Below are 16,584 nucleotides of genomic sequence, written 5' to 3'. Positions count from 1 at the left end.
ATCTCCAAGGCCCCATTCTACGCCAGGCTACAGGCTGCGCAGCGCGCCTTCCACGGTGGGATAGCGGAAGACAAAGCCGTCTTCCGTCATCCGGCGCGGGGCGACCCGCTGGCCTTCCACCAGCAAGTCGGCCTGCTCGCCCAGCAAGGCGCGCATGAGCCACGCCGGCGTGGGCATGAAGGCGGGCCGGTGCAGCACGGCGCCCGCCACCTGAGCAAAGCGGCGCTGCTCGATGGCGTCCGGGGCGCAGAAGTTATATGCGCCGTTCACCGCATGGTCTTCGCTGCGGCGCGCCAGGTGGGCGATGCCGCGGATGACGTCGCGCACATGCACCCACGAGACCCACTGGCTGCCGCTGCCCAGCGGGCCGCCCACGCCGAAGCGTATCGGCAGCAGCATCTGCGGCAGCGAACCCTGGTGGCCGAAGACGAGGCCAAAACGCATGCAGCCCACCTGCACGCCGTATCGTTCCGCCTGGCACGCGGCCGCTTCCCATTCCTGGCACAGCTGCGACATGAAGATGGCTTGCGGCGCGCTGTCTTCATCAAACTGCGTCGCATCGCCCTGCGGCTGCACGCCGTAGTAGCCGATGGCCGACGCCGACAGCAGCACCCTCGGCTTGTGCTGCGCGCGGGCGATCCACGCCACCAGGTCCTGCGTCAGCGCCACCCGGCTGCGGCGCAGGGCCGCCTTGCGCGCTGGCGTCCAGCGACGTCCGACGATGCGCGCGCCGGCCAGGTTGACCACCATGTCGATGCGCTGCGCGTCCGACAGCTCATCCAGCGCCGCGACGCAGCGCACCTGGCCGTCGAAGGTCCACGCGGCCTGTTTCGGCTGGCGCGTCAGCACCGTCACCGCGTGGCCATCGGCAAGCAAGGCAGCCACCAGTTGCTGGCCGATGAAGCCAGTGGCGCCCGTCACCAGCACGGACTGCGGCGTGCTGGCAAAGCGCAGCTGCTCCTCCTGCTCTGCCGTCTCCTGCGCCTGGCGCCGTCCCAGCTGCCACACGGCATACGCGTCGCGCAGGCCGGACAGGCCCACGCCCACGCCGCACAGGGCGAGAAAGACGCTGAGCCAGCCATACGGCTGCCACACGAGGGCCGTCGGCAGGCTGGCCCACGCGCTGCTGTTCAGGGCCAGCAAGGCGATGAAGGCGCCCGCGTTAATCGCCAGCACCGTGTGCGTGACGCGCTCCGTGGCGGGCAGGAGGCGGGTCTGGTCTTCCACCACGAAATCCCACAGGGTCAGCACGATTTCCACGCCAAACACGATCACCAGTACCCAGGCCCAGGCGCCATGCCACTCCCAGGCGGCCAGGCCCACGAACAGCAGGCTGTAGATCAGGGCACGCGTCGCATGGATCGTCAATTCGAGGCGCGCCGAGGCCTTTTGCGGCAGCGCCTCCGTAATTTCATGGTGGTAGATGGTGTCGAAGGCGCCCAGGCAGCCTTGCGCCGCCATCAGTTGCAGGGCCAGCAGATGCGTATTCATGGTGTCTCCTTGTGACTTGCCGGCGCCGCGCATTCGCGGAATACGCCGACCTGGGTAAACGTGGTGCCGAACAGCGCATGGCGGATCTCGATGCGGATGTTGAACTGCTGCGGCGTGTCGTTGCGGTGGCACAGATAGGTCTTGCCGGGCGTGAGCACGCCGGGCAGCGGCATCCGCCAGCCGAAAATATCCCAAAAATAGCCGTCGCTGGTGAAGTGCAGGTTGCCCTCCTCGACGTGGAGCAGCAGCTTCATCCCCAGGCCCATGCCCACGTATTCGAGCACTTCGCCTTTTGCGCTTTCCGCCATGTAGGAGGTGAAGCGGATCGGCGCGCGGCCATGCAGGCGGTAGGTGCGCTGCTTGTAGATGAAGGGGCAATCGGGGTGCGAATAGACTTCGATATCGACGGGGAAATCGTGATCGTCATGCGGAATCAGGGCGCCGTCGATGAAGGGACGCGTGAGCCGGCCCAGCACCTTGCCCAGGCGCGAGCTGGAAAGTTCACTGAGTTCGCCCCGGTAGTACAGGGGCTGGCCCGGCGCGGGATTTTTCTCGAAGCGGCGGCGGATGTCCGGGTGCAGGGTGAGCCACTGCGCGCCCATCACCTTCCGGAACAGCTCTCCTTCGGACGGCCCGTTCATGACTTGCCCGGCTTTTTCGGTTTGACCGGCTTGTCGTCCGGGCTGAGGAACTTGGCCACCTTGCCGCCCATCGACAGCATGCGCTGCAGGGTCGCCGGCGGCAGGTTTTTATAGTCGCTGTAGGTGCTGCTCAACATTTCCAGGAAGGCCAGCACTTCGCCCATGCGCGCCAGCGTTTCTGGCGGTATGGCCGCATCCTGTTCGCCCTCGATCGCGCACTCGCGCAGCACCGTCAGGGTCGGATCGATCTCGCGCCGCTTGCGCTCTTCCATGATGACCCTGAAGATTTCCCACACATCCTGCAAGGCGACGAAGTGGTCGCGCCGGTCCTTCAACACGTGCGTGATGCGGACCAGGCCCCAGCTTTGCAATTCCTTCAGGCTGTTGCTGACATTCGAGCGGGCCACGTTCAGGCTGGCCGCGATGTCTTCCGCCGTCAGCGGTGCATTCGCCAGGAACAGCAGCGCGTGGATCTGCGCCACCGTGCGGTTGACGCCCCAGCGGGTGCCCATTTCGCCCCAGTGGAGGATGTATTTTTGCGTGGTTGGACTCAGTTCCATGGCGTTCTCTTATTTCTGTCGTTACAGAAATGTAAGACGGAACGGAAACCGAGTCAAGCGCGATTCGTCAGGACTTTGCGGGCGGCTGCCCCATGGCGCGCAGGAACTTCTGTTGCGAAGCGTGCAGCTGGCCGTAACCGAGTTCGCGGTAGGCGAGCCCGTGGCGGGGCGCCAGCTCGGCCAGGATGCGCGCCAGCGCCGGGTAGTGGCGGTGGTTCCAGGTGGGGAACAGATGATGCGTGAGGTGCAGATTCAAGCCGCCGAGCCAGTAGCCGAGCCAGCGCAGCGCGCGCGGCTGCGGCGTCCAGTCGCAGGATGTGTAAAACGTGTGCTGGTACCAGTCGTGCGGCAAGGTGCCGTCCGGCCCCGGCTGGAAGAACTCCACCTCGGCCCAGTGCGTGCCCAGGATCAGCGCCACCAGCGCGCACGAGGCGATCATCTGGCCCACGAAATACGCGCCGAGCACCACGTTCCAGGCGATGCCGTGCTGCTGCAGCACCCACATGGGCAGCGCCAGCACCAGCGCCACGTGGCCCAGCTTCCAGCCCAGGAAGGACAGCCAGCCGCGCCAGCCCTGCAGGCGGCTGTGCGCGGCCACGGGCGTCTTGCCGAAGCGGTCCAGCCAGTCGCCATACCAGTTCAGGTAGGGTAGCGACAGGGCCGCCACCACGGGCCAGTACAGGTACTGGTAGCGGTACTGGGGCGACCAGCGTTGGAATGGCGTCTGGCGCAGGAACGGATTCGGTTCCGTGTCGAGGTCATAGCCCTCCACGTTCGCATACGTATGGTGGAAGTGCACGTGGCGGATGGTCCAGAAATCCGTGTCCACGCCCACGGGCAAGCCCACCAGGCGGATCAGCACGCGGTTCCAGGCTCCCTGGCGGAAGACGGCGCTGTGGGCCGCATCGTGCAGGGTATTCATGGCCAGCGCCATGGCCGTGACCAGGCAGGCCACATAGCTGGCGACAAACGGCCAGGTGCTTGCGGCGTTCAGCGCCAGCGCATACAGCCCCACCGTCAGCGCGGCCAGGAAGAGGATCTTCGCATGCATGCGCAGGTCGCCGAAGCGGTGCTTTCCTTCGTCCGCCAGGTAGGCGTCGGCGCGCGCGCGCAATTCGCGGCGGAAGGCGGACTCGCGGGCGGGCTGGAAGCGCAACGGCGGCAGCGAAGGTACAGGCTGCGTCACGCGCGCGTCCCCGCCGCTGCCGGCCACCACAGGCGTCGTGCGCCGTCGAGGCCATGCGCCAGCAGCGCGGCCAGGAAGACCATGCCCCACGCGTCGCGCGCGCCATACCAGCCCAGGAACAGCAGCGGCATGGCCACGGCGATGGCCACCCAGGCGATGGCACCCCAGCGACGCGCATCGGACAGGCCGCCCAGCGCCAGGGTGCCGCCGAAGATCAGCGCGAACAGGATGGCCTGCTGCGCGCCGGCCAGCGCCGCCTCGTGATTGACGTAATAGATCACCAGACCAAACAGGATCACGCCGCCGATGCCGATGAACAGCTCGGGCACGTGGAAGGTGCCGCGCGACTGCCAGTGGGGAAAGCGCGCGCGCAGCCAGCCAAACAGCTTGCCGTTGCTGGCCAGCAGCGGGTTGTGCGTGGGTGTCATGCCCTTCACGCCATAGCGCATTTCCACGCCCTCGAGCTCGGGCTGGAAGCTGCCGAACAGCCTGTCCCACAGCAGCAGGGTGCCGCCGAAATTGCGGTTGATGTAGCGTTTGTCGGTGCCGTGATGCACGCGGTGGTGCGAGGGCGTGACCATGAAGCTATCGAGGATGCCGGACTTGTTCACCAGCGCATTGTGGTTGTAGAACTGCACCGTGTAATGCAGGGACGAGACGACGAGGAAGATTTCCAGCGGCACGCCCAGCACGGCCAGGATGGCGACAAACGGGAAATTCGTCAGCGACGAATACCAGGAATTGCGCACGCCCAGCGACAGGTTGAAATGCTCGCCCTGGTGGTGCACCACGTGCACGGCCCACAGCAGGGGGATTTTGTGGTGCAGCCGGTGCATCCAGTAAAAGCACAGATCCCAGGCAAAGAAGGCAAAGATCCATTGCGCCGCCACGGGCCACTGGTCGACGATGTGCAGGTTCACATGGCGCAGGAGCAGGGCGAAAGCCGCCACTTCCACGCCGCGGAACACCCACATCAGGATATGCCCTGAATTGAGGTTGAAGATGACGTCCTTCCACGGCACGGGCGTCTTGCGCACCCATTTGAGGATCAGCAGCTCGGCCAGCACGAAGGCCAGCATGACAAGAAAAGAGAGGGCGAAGGGATTCATCATGATGCGGTTTCAGTAGAAATGGCGCGGCGGGCAGCCCAGAATACCTGCATTTTCGCCAGCATGCCGCCCGCCACGCCCACGGCCAGGCCGGCGGCCAGGTCGATGCTCACGTGCCGGCGCAGCGCGATGATGGCGTAGCAGATGCTGATCCCCAGCAGCGCGGCCAATGCGGAGCGCAGCAGGTGGCGCCTGTCGCACAAGGCCCACACGCACAGCAATGTCAGGGCGCCGTGCAGCGACGGCAGGCAGTTTTGCGTGGAATCCGCCGCCTGCAGCATGCGCAGCGCCTGCGTGCTCCAGGCACTGCCCTCGCCCACGGGCGGATACGCGAGGGTGGTCGGGTACAGCAGGAAGACCACGCCGCAAGCCAGCGCGGAAAGCGCCATGGCGCGCGCCAGCCAGCGCACGCGGGCCGCATCTGCCGCCAGATAGGCGTAGGGAATCAGGACGAAGAAGGACAGGTACAGCCAGATGGCGCCGTCGTTGTAGGCAATGGCGCGGTCGATGGCCGTTTCGGGCAGCAGCGCGCCCTGCCCTTGCAGCAGGTCGCTGGAAAAATACACGAGGCCGACGCTGCCCCAGCCGGCCAGCAGATGCAGCAGGCGGCTGCGTACGGTCATGGAAGTATCGTTCATGCGGTCGCCAGGCGCCGGATGCGGCGCCGTTTCATGGTGGGGTCAAAGGGGGGCAATTCGCCGCTTACCGTCCAAGCCAGGCCGTCGACGGCCACGCCCAGCTCCCGCAGCACCGTTTCCAGGTGCGCGCGCAGGGCGGCCAGGCCAGCGTCGTCCACGGCCGCATGCAGCTGCAAGGCATCGTCGCCCGACTGCACCAGGCGATAGTCTGCATCCGGCGGCAAGGCTTGCGCAAACGCGCGCGTCAGGACGTCGGCAAACACGGCGACGGAGGCGCCGCCGTTCGCCGACGGCAAGGATGGCAGGAACAGCATGTCGTCGCAGCGCCCTTCGATGCCGACGATGGCGCGCGTGGCGCGGCCGCACGGGCATGGCGTGTCACGCGCAATCAGGATGTCGTCCAGGCGGTAGCGCACGATGGGCTGCGTGATGCGCGTGAAGTCCGTAATCACGGGCACAAAGCGGCGCTGCTCTGCATCGAGCCACTGCGGCTCGATGTGCACGTATTCCTCGTTCAGGTGCAGCACGCCATGCTCGCAGCTGCTGGCGAGGAAACCTTCGGTGGCCTGGTAGATTTCATGCACGGCGCCAAACGCCTGCACGATCAGCGCGCGGTCCTGGGCTTCCAGCACTTCAGCCACCGAGATCACTTTTTTCGGCGCCAGCGCCAGGCTGCCGCCGATCACGCGCAAGGCCAGCTGGCGCAGCACCTGGGCCGGCGCGACGATGACGGAAGGTTGATAGTGCGCCAGCCGCGCGCACAGGCTGTCGAACGGTTCGAACAGGTCGTAGAAGGCAAACGTCAGCCACGGCGAGCGCACGGCCGTGTACAGATTGCTGTTCGCGCGCAGGAACAGCGCCACCCGTTCGCCGGAAAACAGGCCATCGGGCAGCGCCTTGGCCAGCATCACGCCCGCCCATTGGGCTTTTTCGCGGGGGCTGACGGTAAACACGGCGCGCCGCGACGACGTACCCGACGACAGGCCTACGGTGATGTCGCCGACGGCCGGCGTGAAGTCGCGGCTTTGCTCGGCCGCCATGGCCGCATCCATCGCCTGCGCCAACGTCACCCCCTCGGTGTTCATGGCGTCGAAATGCTCGAGCATCAGCGCCTTGTTCATCGTCGGCCACTGCGCCAGCGGCAGATCGCGGAACGGCGCAAAGTAGCTGCTGCGCGCGCACAGCACCTCGAGGAAGCGCGCCAGCTGCCTGTGCTGGTAGGCGTCCAGCTGCGCGCGGCTTGTGAACCGCAGGCGGCGCGTGCGCCAGTACGACAGCAACAGCCAGACGATACGCTTCACGGGCGGCCCGCCACAGGAACATAGTCCGCCGTGTCTTCATGCGTGATGCGGATGTGCGCATTGCCCGAGCGGTGCAGCTGGTGCAGGCGGTTCAGGGTCGCATAGTACGGCGCGCGCTTGTGCTGGATGAGGAACGACAGTTCGGACGGCCCGCGCAGCTGCTGGAAGCTTTCGGGCACCCAGGCCGCGTCCGACGCCAGCAAGGTCCAGCCGCCCTCCTGCAGCACGAAGGCGCCCAGATGGCCGATGGCGTGGCCGGGCAGGTCGACGATATAGATTTCGCCCGTGCCGCTGACGTCGCGCCCGTGCGTGAATGGCAGCAGGGCGGCCGGCAAGGCCGTCTCGGGCACGCTTTCCACGAAAGCCAGGCGGTCGGCGATGTCGTTGGGCAGCAGCTCGGGCACGAAGGCCTGGCGCACGGCAGCCACGCCGGACAGGCTGCGCACGGCGTCCCAGCCCGTTTGGGAAGCCATCAGCCGCGCGCCGGGGAAGTCGCGCAGGCCGGCGATATGGTCGGCGTGGAAGTGCGACAGCAGCAAGGTGTGAATGTCGCCGGGCGCCACGCCATGCGCGCGCAGCTGGCCTTGCAGCGATTCGCTGTCATCGAAGGAAATCGGCGTCACCCACGCATACAGGCGGTACACGCCCTTCGACGTGGCGGCGCGGAAGTGCTCGGCGTAGCCCGTGTCCCACAGGTACAGGCCCGCGCGCGTTTCGATCAGGTAGGCGCGCGACGGGAAGCAGCGGCTGGCCAGCCCGCTGCCTTTCAGGACCATGCAGGACGGGTGGGTGCAGTGGCCGACGCGAAACGCGGTAATGCTAGCCATTGCGCTCCTTGCCCACCTTGTGCGCCGCCGCTTCCTGGCGCATCCACTGCGCCGTCAGCGCAATGCCTTCCTGCAGGCTGACGATGGGACGGTAGCCCAGCACCTTGCGCGCCTTGGCGTTATCGAGCGTCATGTCGAAACTGAGCGCGCCGATGCTGTAGGGCGTCAGCGACGGCTCGCGCCGCGTGAAGCGCGAGGCGAACTGCATCAGGCGGGCGGCCAGCGCCAGCACGCGGTAAGGCATGCTGACGATCTCGAACGGCTGCTGCAGATGCTCGCAAAACAGCGCGCGCAAGATGTCGCACAGGCGCGCCGGTTCGCCGTTCGTGATGTTGAAGGCGGCGCCCGAAGCGATGGTCTTGTGCACGGTGGCCAGCCACATCGCATGCACGACATTGTCGACATAGGTGACGTCGATGGTGACCGCCCCGCCCCTGGGCAGGGGCAGCTTGCCGCCGCGCTCCTGCAGCACGCGCGCCAGGCGCGGGATCAGGACCTGGTCGTGCGGGCCGAAGATGGCGCGCGGGCGCAGGATCACGCAGGTCATGCCGCGATGGCGGTCCACCGCCTCCTGCACCAGCTTTTCCGCCATCGCCTTGGAGCGCGCATACGCGTTGACGAAAACGTCGGGACGGAAGGTTTCCGGCACTTCGTAGCGGTTGCGGTAATCGAAATACATGGCCGGCGTGGAGATGTGCACGAAGCGCGCCACGTGCTGGCTGGCGGCCGCGCGCAGCAGCTGGCCCGTGGCCGTGACGTTGGCGGCGATGAAGTCGCGTTCGGGGCCCCACGGCGAGGACAGCGCGGCGCAGTGCCAGACGGTGTCCATGCCGCGCACCAGCTCGTCGACCTGGCGCGGCGACGCTTGCGCCAGGTCGAGCGCGACGAATTGCGCGCCCATGCGTTCCAGTTCGCGGCCCACGGCGGCGTTGCGGCCCGTGGCGCGCACTTCCACGCCCTGCGCCAGCAGGGTGCGCACGGCATTGCGCCCCAAGCCCCCCGTCGCTCCCGTGACCAGTATCCGCCTCATCGCACTGCCCTCATAAATCGACGATCATGCCGCCGATGGTCAGGCCCGCGGCCGTGCCCATCATCAGCAAACGCTGGCCCGCCACGGCCCGCCCCGTCATCACCGCCTCATGCAGGGCGGTGGGCAGGGAGGCAGCCACCTGGTTGCCGTGCGTTTCAAAGATCTTGATGATTTTAGCATCGGGGACGTCGAGGATGCGCGCCGCATGCGCGAGGCCCAGCGGGCTGGCCTGGTGCGGCACGACCACGTCGACTTTTTCCAGTCCCGCGCCCGATTCCAGCATTAGTTCCGCCAGGAAATCCGGCATCACCTTGACGGCCAGGCGGAACACGGCCTTGCCATCCATGCGGAACAGGTAGTCGCCCGGTTCGCAGCCGTTGCGCGGGTTGCGCTCGGTGCCGCCGCCGCGGATTTCGCAGTAGCGCCGCCCTTCCGGATACGTGCCCATCTTGTAGGCGCGGATGCCGGCGCTGCCGTCGCCCCGCTCGACGATGACGGCGGCGGCGCCGTCGCCAAAGATCATCGACGCTTCCGGCTCGCTCCAGTCGACCCCGCGCGAAGCGAGGTCGGACGAGACGATGGCGATGCGCCGGTAGGCACCGCCCGCCAGCATGGACGCGGCCACGCGGAAGGCGGCCATGAAACTGAGGCAGCTGGCGTTGACGTCGAAGCTTTGCGTGCCTGGCGGCAAGCCGGCGTGTTCGGCCACGAAGCAGGCCGTGTTCGGCAACGCTTGCTCGGGCACGCCGCAGGCGCAGATCAGCAAGTCGATGTCGGCCGGACGCAGGCTGGCATTCTTCAGCGCGTCGAGCAGGGCGGCGGCGCCCAGCTGGCTTTGCGACTCGTCGGGCGCGGCGACAAAGCGCGACAGCACGCCGCTCTTGCGCAAGGTATAGCCGGCCGGGTGGCCCAATGTCAGGTCCAGGCTCTCGGAGGTAACGCTGTGCGACGGCACGGCTTTGCCCGTCGCGATCAGGCGAACTGGAATCATGTCAGCCTTAAAAAGTAAAGTAAATACGGTTGATGTAGGGTCTATGCGCTAATCGCGTGCCAGCGGCGGCAAATCGACGCCGCAGTTCTTGCAGAAATTGGCATCGTCATCGAGCCCTTCTTTCAGGCACGTGGGGCAGGTGCGCGTGGTGACCAGCTTGGAACTGCGCTGTACCGTCATTTCCGCGCTGATAATGCCGGTAGGCACTGCCAGGATGCCCCAGCCCAGCAGCATCATCAGGGAAGCGATGGTGCGGCCGATGTCCGTGCGCGGCGTGATATCGCCGAAACCCACGGTGGTCATGGTGCTGATGGCCCAGTATATCGACGTGGGGATGCTGCTGTAGCCATTTTCCGGCCCTTCCACGACATACATCACAGTACCCAACAGAAAGACCACCATCATGACGAAAGACAAGAAAATGAGAATCTTGCGCCGGCTGGCCAGCAAAGCCCGTCCCAGCACCGTGTATTCATGCACATAGGACGTGAGCTTGAGGATACGGAACATGCGCAGCAAACGCAGAATACGCACGTCGATCAACACGTGGGCGCCCGGCAGCAGCAAGCCGATGTAGGTGGGCACGATGGCCAGCAAATCGATAATGCCGAAAAAACTCTTGGCGTAACGCACCGGATGCTGCAGGCAGGACAGGCGGGCGAAATACTCGATGGTAAATAAAATGGTGAAAAACCATTCCAGCGCCGTCAGCCAGGCGCCGTAGCGCTCGGCCACGGAAGCGACACTGCTGAGCACGACCACCGTCACGCTGATCAGGATGGCGGCGATCAGCGCCAGATCGAAGGCGCGGCCCGTGCGCGTTTCCGCCTCGAAAATGACGGTGTACACCTGCTCGCGCCAGCCCCGTTCGGGCTTGCCAAATTTCTGCTGCGTTTCCTGCGCCGCCAGCTGCTGCGGCGTCAGGGGCGCCGCTCCGCTCTTCGTCGCGGCTTTCATGTGGGTAATGTGCTCATATACTATTATTGTATAGATAATTTACAAAGCACGGCGACACGCACGGTTGCGCTACAGTTTCCACTACGACAGCTTTTTCGCCAGCAGCACGGCATTGCGCCGGTCGCGCTCGGCCTGCACGATGTCCGTCGTGCGCGCTTCGCTCAAGCCCACGGTGTGCAGCACGGTGGCCGTCAGCTGCAGCGCCGACTCCAGCGCCTCGGGCACGACCAGGGTGGCGCCCGCCTGTATCAGGGCCACCGCATGGGCCTCGTCGCGCGCCCGCGCATACACGGGCAGCTGCGGATATTCGCGGCGGATCGATTTCACGGCATGCAGCACGGACGCCGCATGGTCCATCGTCAGCACCACGGCGGCAGCCCGGTCCGCATTGACCTTTTGCAGCAGTTCCGCGCGCGAGGCATCGCCGAAATACACGGGGAAGCCGCGCGGATGCAGGGTCGTCACCAGGCGCGCATCATTTTCAATCGCCACATACGCGATATCCTGCTCTGTCAGCACCTTGGCCAGCAGCTGCCCCACCCGGCCGAAACCGGCGATGATGACGGTACTGCCCTGCGGCGGCAGCGCGCCGTGCGCCAGGTCGGCCAGCTGATGGTGGTGGCGCTGTTCCCACCAGTTGCCGAAAGCGCGCGCCGCCTTCGCCAGCGCCGGCGTGGCAAACAGGCTCAGGCCCACCACCAGCATGACGAACTGCGCCACCTGCGGGCCGATCAGTTTCGTGCCCAGCGCATAGGCGACGACGATGAAGGCGAATTCGCCGCCCTGCCCCAGCAGCACGCCCGTTTCCACGGCGCGCCCCCAGTGAAAGCCGCCCAGGCGGAAAATCACGCCGATGACCAGGGTTTTCACCGCAAACAGGCTCAGCACGGCCAAAGGAATCAGGATCGGCGACTTGAGGATTTCGCGCACGTCGATCTGCATGCCCACGGACATGAAGAACAGGCCCATCAGCAAGCCCTTGAACGGCTCGATCGTCACTTCCACTTCATGGCGGAATTCCGTTTCCGCCAGCAGCAAGCCGGCCAGCAAGGCGCCCAGCGCCATCGACAGGCCCGCCAGGTACGTCAAGCCCGCGATGCCCAGCGTGCTGAGCAGGGTCAAGGCCATGAACACGTCGGGCTGGCGTTTCTTGACGAAAAACTGGAACAGGGGGCGGATGACCCGGCGTCCCAGCAGATAGATCAGCAGGATGGCGCCCGCCGATTTCACGGCGGCAAAGCTGAGCAGATAGGCGAGGTCGTCGCTGCGCCCGCTGGCGAACACGTCGATCAGGATGAACAGCGGCACCACCATCAGGTCCTGGAACATCAAAATGGAAAAGCCCGCCTGGCCGGCCGGCGTCTGCAGGGAGCGCTGGTCCGTGAGCAGCTGCATCACGACGGCCGTGGACGACAGCGACAGCACCAGGCCCAGCACGATGGACGCTTCCAGCGACAGGCCGAAGTAATACGCGACGCCGCCGATCAGGCAGGCGCTGACGGCCACCTGCCCCACGCCCGCGCCGAATACCCAGCGCCGCAGCGCCCACAGCCGTTCCGTCGACAGTTCCAGGCCAATCATGAACATCAAAAACATCACGCCCAGCTCGGCCAGGCCGCTGACCTGCTCGGCACGCACGAACGAAAAATAGGTGAGCCACGTGTAGTCGCCGGCCCACAGGCCGAAGCCGAACGGGCCGAACAGGGCGCCCACGGCCAGGAAACCAAGGACCTGGTTGACTTTCAGGCGTTGCAATAAGGGAATAAAAATCCCGGCCAGGGCAAGAAACAGCAGGGTTTCCCGCAAATACGGTAAGGCGTGTTGCTCTTCCAAAATAATCCTAACTAAATATCATTCATGCTGAATTGGTCGTGTCGCCTGCGCGGCCATGGCGAAGTAAGTGCACACACGATATTTTGCCACAAGGCAATAAATTCGCTACGGACGCGCCCCTTGCGGCGGCGCCAGCATGTCCGCGCGGGGGCGGTCCCAGCCCGGCACGTAGGCGGGACACGGCCGGTTGCGGAACTGCTGCAGTTCGACGGTCGTGAAATTGGGCAGCATGCCGGGATTGAAGCGCACGTCCGTCAGCTTGTCCGCATTCAACCTGGGCATGCGGGCAAAGCGGAACCAGGCATCGGCATAGCAATTGTCTTCCTGCAGCGCGCGCAAGGCGGCCAAGCTGCCCGCCGCCTTGGCCGACACAGCGATGCCGGGCGCCAGCTGCTGTTCCCGCTTGCCTGTCTCGGCCAAGCCGGCCGGGCAAGCGGCCGGCGCCAGCGCATCCGGCAGCAGGCTCAAGGTGCCGCGCCGCAGGGTGTACACGTCCGTCTTGCTGTCGAGCGAGACATAGATCCAGCACAGGGGGTTGCTGGGGAAGGCCGTCATCGCCACATCCCACACGCGCGTGCCCGGGTCGAGGCGCTGCACGGCCGCCTCGATGCGGGCACGGCCGAGGGCCGAGGCCACGCCCTGCGTGCCGATAAACGTGGCGGCCAGCGCGAAGGCCAGCAGCAGCGGTCCCCGCCCCCGCTCGCCGGCCCGTCCCTGCAGCACGGCCAGGATCGCGCCCAGCCCCAGCAGGATGACCAGCGAAGCGGGCGCCAGATAGGTTTGATAGGTAAAGAAACACAGGGCCGCCGCCAATCCCGCCAGCAGCACGCTTTTGACGATGCCATAACGCAAGGACATGATCACGGGCACGCCCAGCAACACCCAGAACATGGGCTCGACAATGAAGACCATGTCGCCATACAGCCAGCGGCTGTCAAACGGATAGAACGGGTGCAAGCCATAGGAATTGAGGAAATCCATGCCCATGTGCAAGCAGAATCCCAGCAGCAGACAGGCTGCCAGGCCGATGCGGGCGGGCACGCTCTCCTTCAGCAACCGGCGCGCGCCGGGCCACAGCAGCCATAGCAGGGCCAGCAGCAACAGCGCCTGCGGCAAGGCCAGCAGCAAGGTATGCGTATGCCCGCGGTGGTGCAGCATGTAGCCGAACGGACGCGGCAGCAGCTTGGTCAGCACCAGGTCCAGGTCGGGCGCGTTGCTGGCAAACCAGGCCGTAAAGAGAAACAGCGCGCGCCGGGTGCGCTGGGCGGGTGCCTGCGGCTCGGGCGGCAGGCTGCGGTGTACCAGTTCGCCGACCCCGAGGCCGATGACCGAATGCGTAATATTATCCATCGGGCAATTTTACAGGATGGCCGCCCCCGCGTGCTCGTGCGCTACAGCAGTTACAGTTTCTCCAGCTGCTCGCCGCGCATGCCCACCAGCAAGGCGCGGCCATCGGGCAGGACGCGGAACTCGCCATAGCGGGCCTTTTCCCAGCGCGCCGCCTCGCCTTCCTTGAAGAACCAGGCGTCGCTGACCAGCACCCAGCGCCCATCTTTCGGCGTCAGTTCGAGCAGGAATTCGCCGGGCGCCAGCGCCTCTTTGGTGTACGGGCGCAGCAGTTCCGCCACGCCGCGCGCATCGCGCATGGCCACCACGAGGGGCCGGCCAGGCGGCCGCTCCACGCTGGCCAGGGTACTGAGAACACCCAGGTTGACGAAATTGAGGCGCATGTAGTCGCCCTGCATCAGCGAGCGGGGATCGACGGGTTCCAGCGCCACGAAGATGGATTCCCCCTTGGCAATCAGCTGCTCTTTTTGCCAGATGCCGCCATTGGCGACCAGCAACACCAGCAGCAAGCCGCCCAGCACGCCCAGGCGCACGGCGCGGCTTTCGGCCAGCGCGGCGGCCGGCTTGCTTTCCACCAAGTGCAATACCTTGCCCCGCGTGGCCAGCCACGACAGCACGCACAGCAGCGCGCCGGCCATGGCCAGCAGCGCCGCCTTGCTGGCCAGCGGCCAGGCCAGCTGATAATAAAAGCTGCCGAGTATCCACGCCGCCGCCAGTGCGGCCGCCACGGCCACGCGCGAGCGCCCGCTCGTCAGGCAATACGCGAGGATCAGCAGCACGGGCCCCAGCGCCGGCATGAACCACGCCAGCACGATCAGCACCAGCGCCACGCCGATGGCGGGCAACTGGCGCAGCGCCGGCCAGCGCCACCCCGTCCAGGCGGCAGCGGCCGTGGCCAGCACGAGCGACACCCCGTTCAGCGCCTGCGCATACCAGGCGCCGCCCTGGTGCCGGGTCGCTTCGCGCGCCAGCTCGCCGGTTATGCCGCCGCCCACGACACCGCCCAGCATGAAGGTCATGCCGGACCAGAAGACCAGCCCCAGCAAGATTGCCACCACCCAGCCCGTCGACAGCGATTCCAGGAAGGCGGCGATAGGCGCGCCGCGGCCGTCGTTGAACGCCTGCTTTTGCAGCCAGTGGGCGCCCAGCCAGAAAGCCAGGGCCAGCATCCAGGCCAGATACAGTTGCGTGGGGTCGTTCTCGAAAATCCAGTCGCGCGTGCTATCGACGATGCCCAGTCCCAGCAAGCCGCAGGCGACCAGTCCCAGCAGCACGCGCAGCCAGTCGCGCGGCAGGGAGGCGGCCACCGCCAGGCACGCCAGGCACATCATCAGCGAGGCCGTCTGCGTGGCATAGTCGCGGAACAGGGCATAGCCGAGCAAGCCGCCCCCCACCAGCAAACAGGGCACGGCCAGCTGCTCGACGAACAGGGCCACGCCGCGCATGCGGATCACCAGCACGGCCGCCACCAGCACGATGGCCGCCACCACATACGCGCCGGGACCATGGCGCACCACGCTTTCCAGGCCCACGCCCAGCGCCACGACCAGGGGAATAGCCGCCAGCCAGGCGCCAAACGCCGTCATCAGCACCAGCGGCCAGGGCCGCACATCCTGCACGGGCCGGGCGGCACCGGGCGGCAGCAGGCCGGCGCGCGTGGCGTCGTCGATCAGGGTAGCGAGCGCATCGGCGCGGTTCACGCTGCTCATGCGGCCTCCTTGCGCGAGCGCCACAGGATGCCTTGCACGGTCAGCGCCAGCAGCACGGCAGCAAACAAGCCCAGCATCAACAGCCTGCCCACGCCATCGCCATTGCCGCCGCCATTGAACAGCACGTGCGTCAGGCCCCCCACCAGCAGGGTGTTGAGGCCCAGCGCGACGGCGCTCAGGCCGAACACGTCAAAGAACTGGCGCCTGGCCAGCAGCACGCTGGCGACGGCCAGCAAGCCCAGCCCGGCCCAGTACGGCGATGCGATATGGCTGCCGAACAGGGCGCTGACGGCCGTGCCCGTGATGAGAATGGTGGCCAGCACCAGGCCCAGGCGCAAGGCCCAGTTGCCCGCGCCCGTCCAGCGCGCCAGCAGGGGCGAGACGAAGGCACAGCCCGCCAGCACGACCAGCCAGCCGCTGACGAAAATGCCGATGTCCTCCGACTCGATGCGCCAGCTGTGGCGCGCCTGCGCCTGCATCCACAGGGCGGCGGCCGTGGCCAGCACCAGCATCCACGGCGTCCACAGCACGTCGCTGCGCGCCGCCAGGCACAGGGGCAGCGCCAGCACGGCCCACAGGGCGAACAGCTGCCACGGGTCGGCGCCCGTCTGGTACGTCTGGCCGAAATACGCGAACAGGCCGCCGATGGCCAGCAAGGCCAGCAGCAGCAAGGGCACGCGCGCCTTGGGCACGGCGAACGCGCCCACGCAGGCGGCGGCAAACACACCTTGCAGCAGGGCAAAGCGGCCCATGCGGCCCAGCTCTTCCCAGTTGGCGGCGACCCAGCAAATCAAGCCCATGCCCAGCAGCGCGGCGCCCAGCACGGCCACGCCGCGGGGCAGCCAGTAGGCCAGGCGGGCAGGTTCGCGCTGGAAGCCGGCCACTTCCTGCAACTGCCGGGTTTGTTGGGCATCGAGCGCATAGTCCGAGGCGAGCTGGTACACGGCGAGGCGTAAATCCATCG

At 66.5% G+C, this 16,584-nt stretch carries 15 protein-coding genes; all 15 read right to left on the bottom strand.

The window, feature by feature from the left end; genetic code table 11:
- Window positions 1–27 precede the first annotated feature (27 nt).
- The gene (locus VPH41_RS03015; protein ID WP_328568915.1) at window positions 28–1,491 is read right to left on the bottom strand and encodes a TIGR01777 family oxidoreductase; all 1,464 of its coding nucleotides are present in this window, start codon (window positions 1,489–1,491) and stop codon (window positions 28–30) included.
- Complete coding sequence (locus VPH41_RS03010; RefSeq protein ID WP_328568914.1) at window positions 1,488–2,132, bottom strand: DUF4166 domain-containing protein; 645 nt, start codon at window positions 2,130–2,132, stop codon at window positions 1,488–1,490. Before VPH41_RS03010 ends, VPH41_RS03015 begins: the two co-directional genes overlap by 4 nt.
- Window positions 2,129–2,692, bottom strand: a complete 564-nt coding sequence (locus tag VPH41_RS03005; RefSeq protein ID WP_328568913.1) for a GbsR/MarR family transcriptional regulator — start codon at window positions 2,690–2,692, stop codon at window positions 2,129–2,131. The genes VPH41_RS03010 and VPH41_RS03005 overlap by 4 nt, the downstream gene beginning before the upstream one ends.
- 67 nt (window positions 2,693–2,759) lie before the next feature.
- A complete protein-coding gene (locus VPH41_RS03000) occupies window positions 2,760–3,878 on the bottom strand; it encodes a fatty acid desaturase family protein (RefSeq protein WP_328568912.1) in 1,119 nt (372 codons plus the stop codon).
- The gene (locus tag VPH41_RS02995) at window positions 3,875–4,990 is read right to left on the bottom strand and encodes a sterol desaturase family protein (protein ID WP_152281541.1); all 1,116 of its coding nucleotides are present in this window, start codon (window positions 4,988–4,990) and stop codon (window positions 3,875–3,877) included. The genes VPH41_RS03000 and VPH41_RS02995 overlap by 4 nt, the downstream gene beginning before the upstream one ends.
- The gene (locus tag VPH41_RS02990; protein WP_328568911.1) at window positions 4,987–5,625 is read right to left on the bottom strand and encodes a phosphatase PAP2 family protein; all 639 of its coding nucleotides are present in this window, start codon (window positions 5,623–5,625) and stop codon (window positions 4,987–4,989) included. Before VPH41_RS02990 ends, VPH41_RS02995 begins: the two co-directional genes overlap by 4 nt.
- Window positions 5,622–6,926 (bottom strand): F390 synthetase-related protein, encoded by a 1,305-nt coding sequence (locus VPH41_RS02985; RefSeq protein WP_328568910.1) that lies wholly within the window; start codon window positions 6,924–6,926, stop codon window positions 5,622–5,624. Before VPH41_RS02985 ends, VPH41_RS02990 begins: the two co-directional genes overlap by 4 nt.
- Window positions 6,923–7,753, bottom strand: a complete 831-nt coding sequence (locus VPH41_RS02980; protein ID WP_328568909.1) for an MBL fold metallo-hydrolase — start codon at window positions 7,751–7,753, stop codon at window positions 6,923–6,925. The genes VPH41_RS02985 and VPH41_RS02980 overlap by 4 nt, the downstream gene beginning before the upstream one ends.
- Window positions 7,746–8,783 (bottom strand): NAD-dependent epimerase/dehydratase family protein, encoded by a 1,038-nt coding sequence (locus VPH41_RS02975; protein ID WP_328568908.1) that lies wholly within the window; start codon window positions 8,781–8,783, stop codon window positions 7,746–7,748. The genes VPH41_RS02980 and VPH41_RS02975 overlap by 8 nt, the downstream gene beginning before the upstream one ends.
- Window positions 8,784–8,793: 10 nt before the next feature.
- Complete coding sequence (locus VPH41_RS02970) at window positions 8,794–9,774, bottom strand: 3-oxoacyl-[acyl-carrier-protein] synthase III C-terminal domain-containing protein (protein ID WP_328568907.1); 981 nt, start codon at window positions 9,772–9,774, stop codon at window positions 8,794–8,796.
- A gap of 48 nt (window positions 9,775–9,822) precedes the next feature.
- Window positions 9,823–10,731, bottom strand: coding sequence for an ion transporter (locus tag VPH41_RS02965; protein ID WP_328568906.1), 909 nt, complete (start codon window positions 10,729–10,731; stop codon window positions 9,823–9,825).
- Window positions 10,732–10,812: 81 nt separating this feature from the next.
- Complete coding sequence (locus VPH41_RS02960) at window positions 10,813–12,564, bottom strand: cation:proton antiporter domain-containing protein (protein WP_152281535.1); 1,752 nt, start codon at window positions 12,562–12,564, stop codon at window positions 10,813–10,815.
- 105 nt (window positions 12,565–12,669) lie between these two features.
- Entirely contained in the window at window positions 12,670–13,914 is a 1,245-nt protein-coding gene (locus VPH41_RS02955) for a metal-dependent hydrolase (protein ID WP_328568905.1), read from the bottom strand.
- 50 nt (window positions 13,915–13,964) lie between these two features.
- Window positions 13,965–15,620, bottom strand: a complete 1,656-nt coding sequence (locus VPH41_RS02950) for a GDYXXLXY domain-containing protein (protein WP_328568904.1) — start codon at window positions 15,618–15,620, stop codon at window positions 13,965–13,967.
- Window positions 15,617–16,582, bottom strand: a complete 966-nt coding sequence (locus VPH41_RS02945; protein WP_287774999.1) for a DUF2157 domain-containing protein — start codon at window positions 16,580–16,582, stop codon at window positions 15,617–15,619. The genes VPH41_RS02950 and VPH41_RS02945 overlap by 4 nt, the downstream gene beginning before the upstream one ends.
- Window positions 16,583–16,584: the final 2 nt, after the last annotated feature.

This window comes from Janthinobacterium sp. P210006 (genome assembly GCF_036231885.1).
Lineage (GTDB): Bacteria > Pseudomonadota > Gammaproteobacteria > Burkholderiales > Burkholderiaceae_D > Janthinobacterium > Janthinobacterium violaceinigrum.
This window is presented reverse-complemented; position numbering and strand designations above follow the sequence as displayed.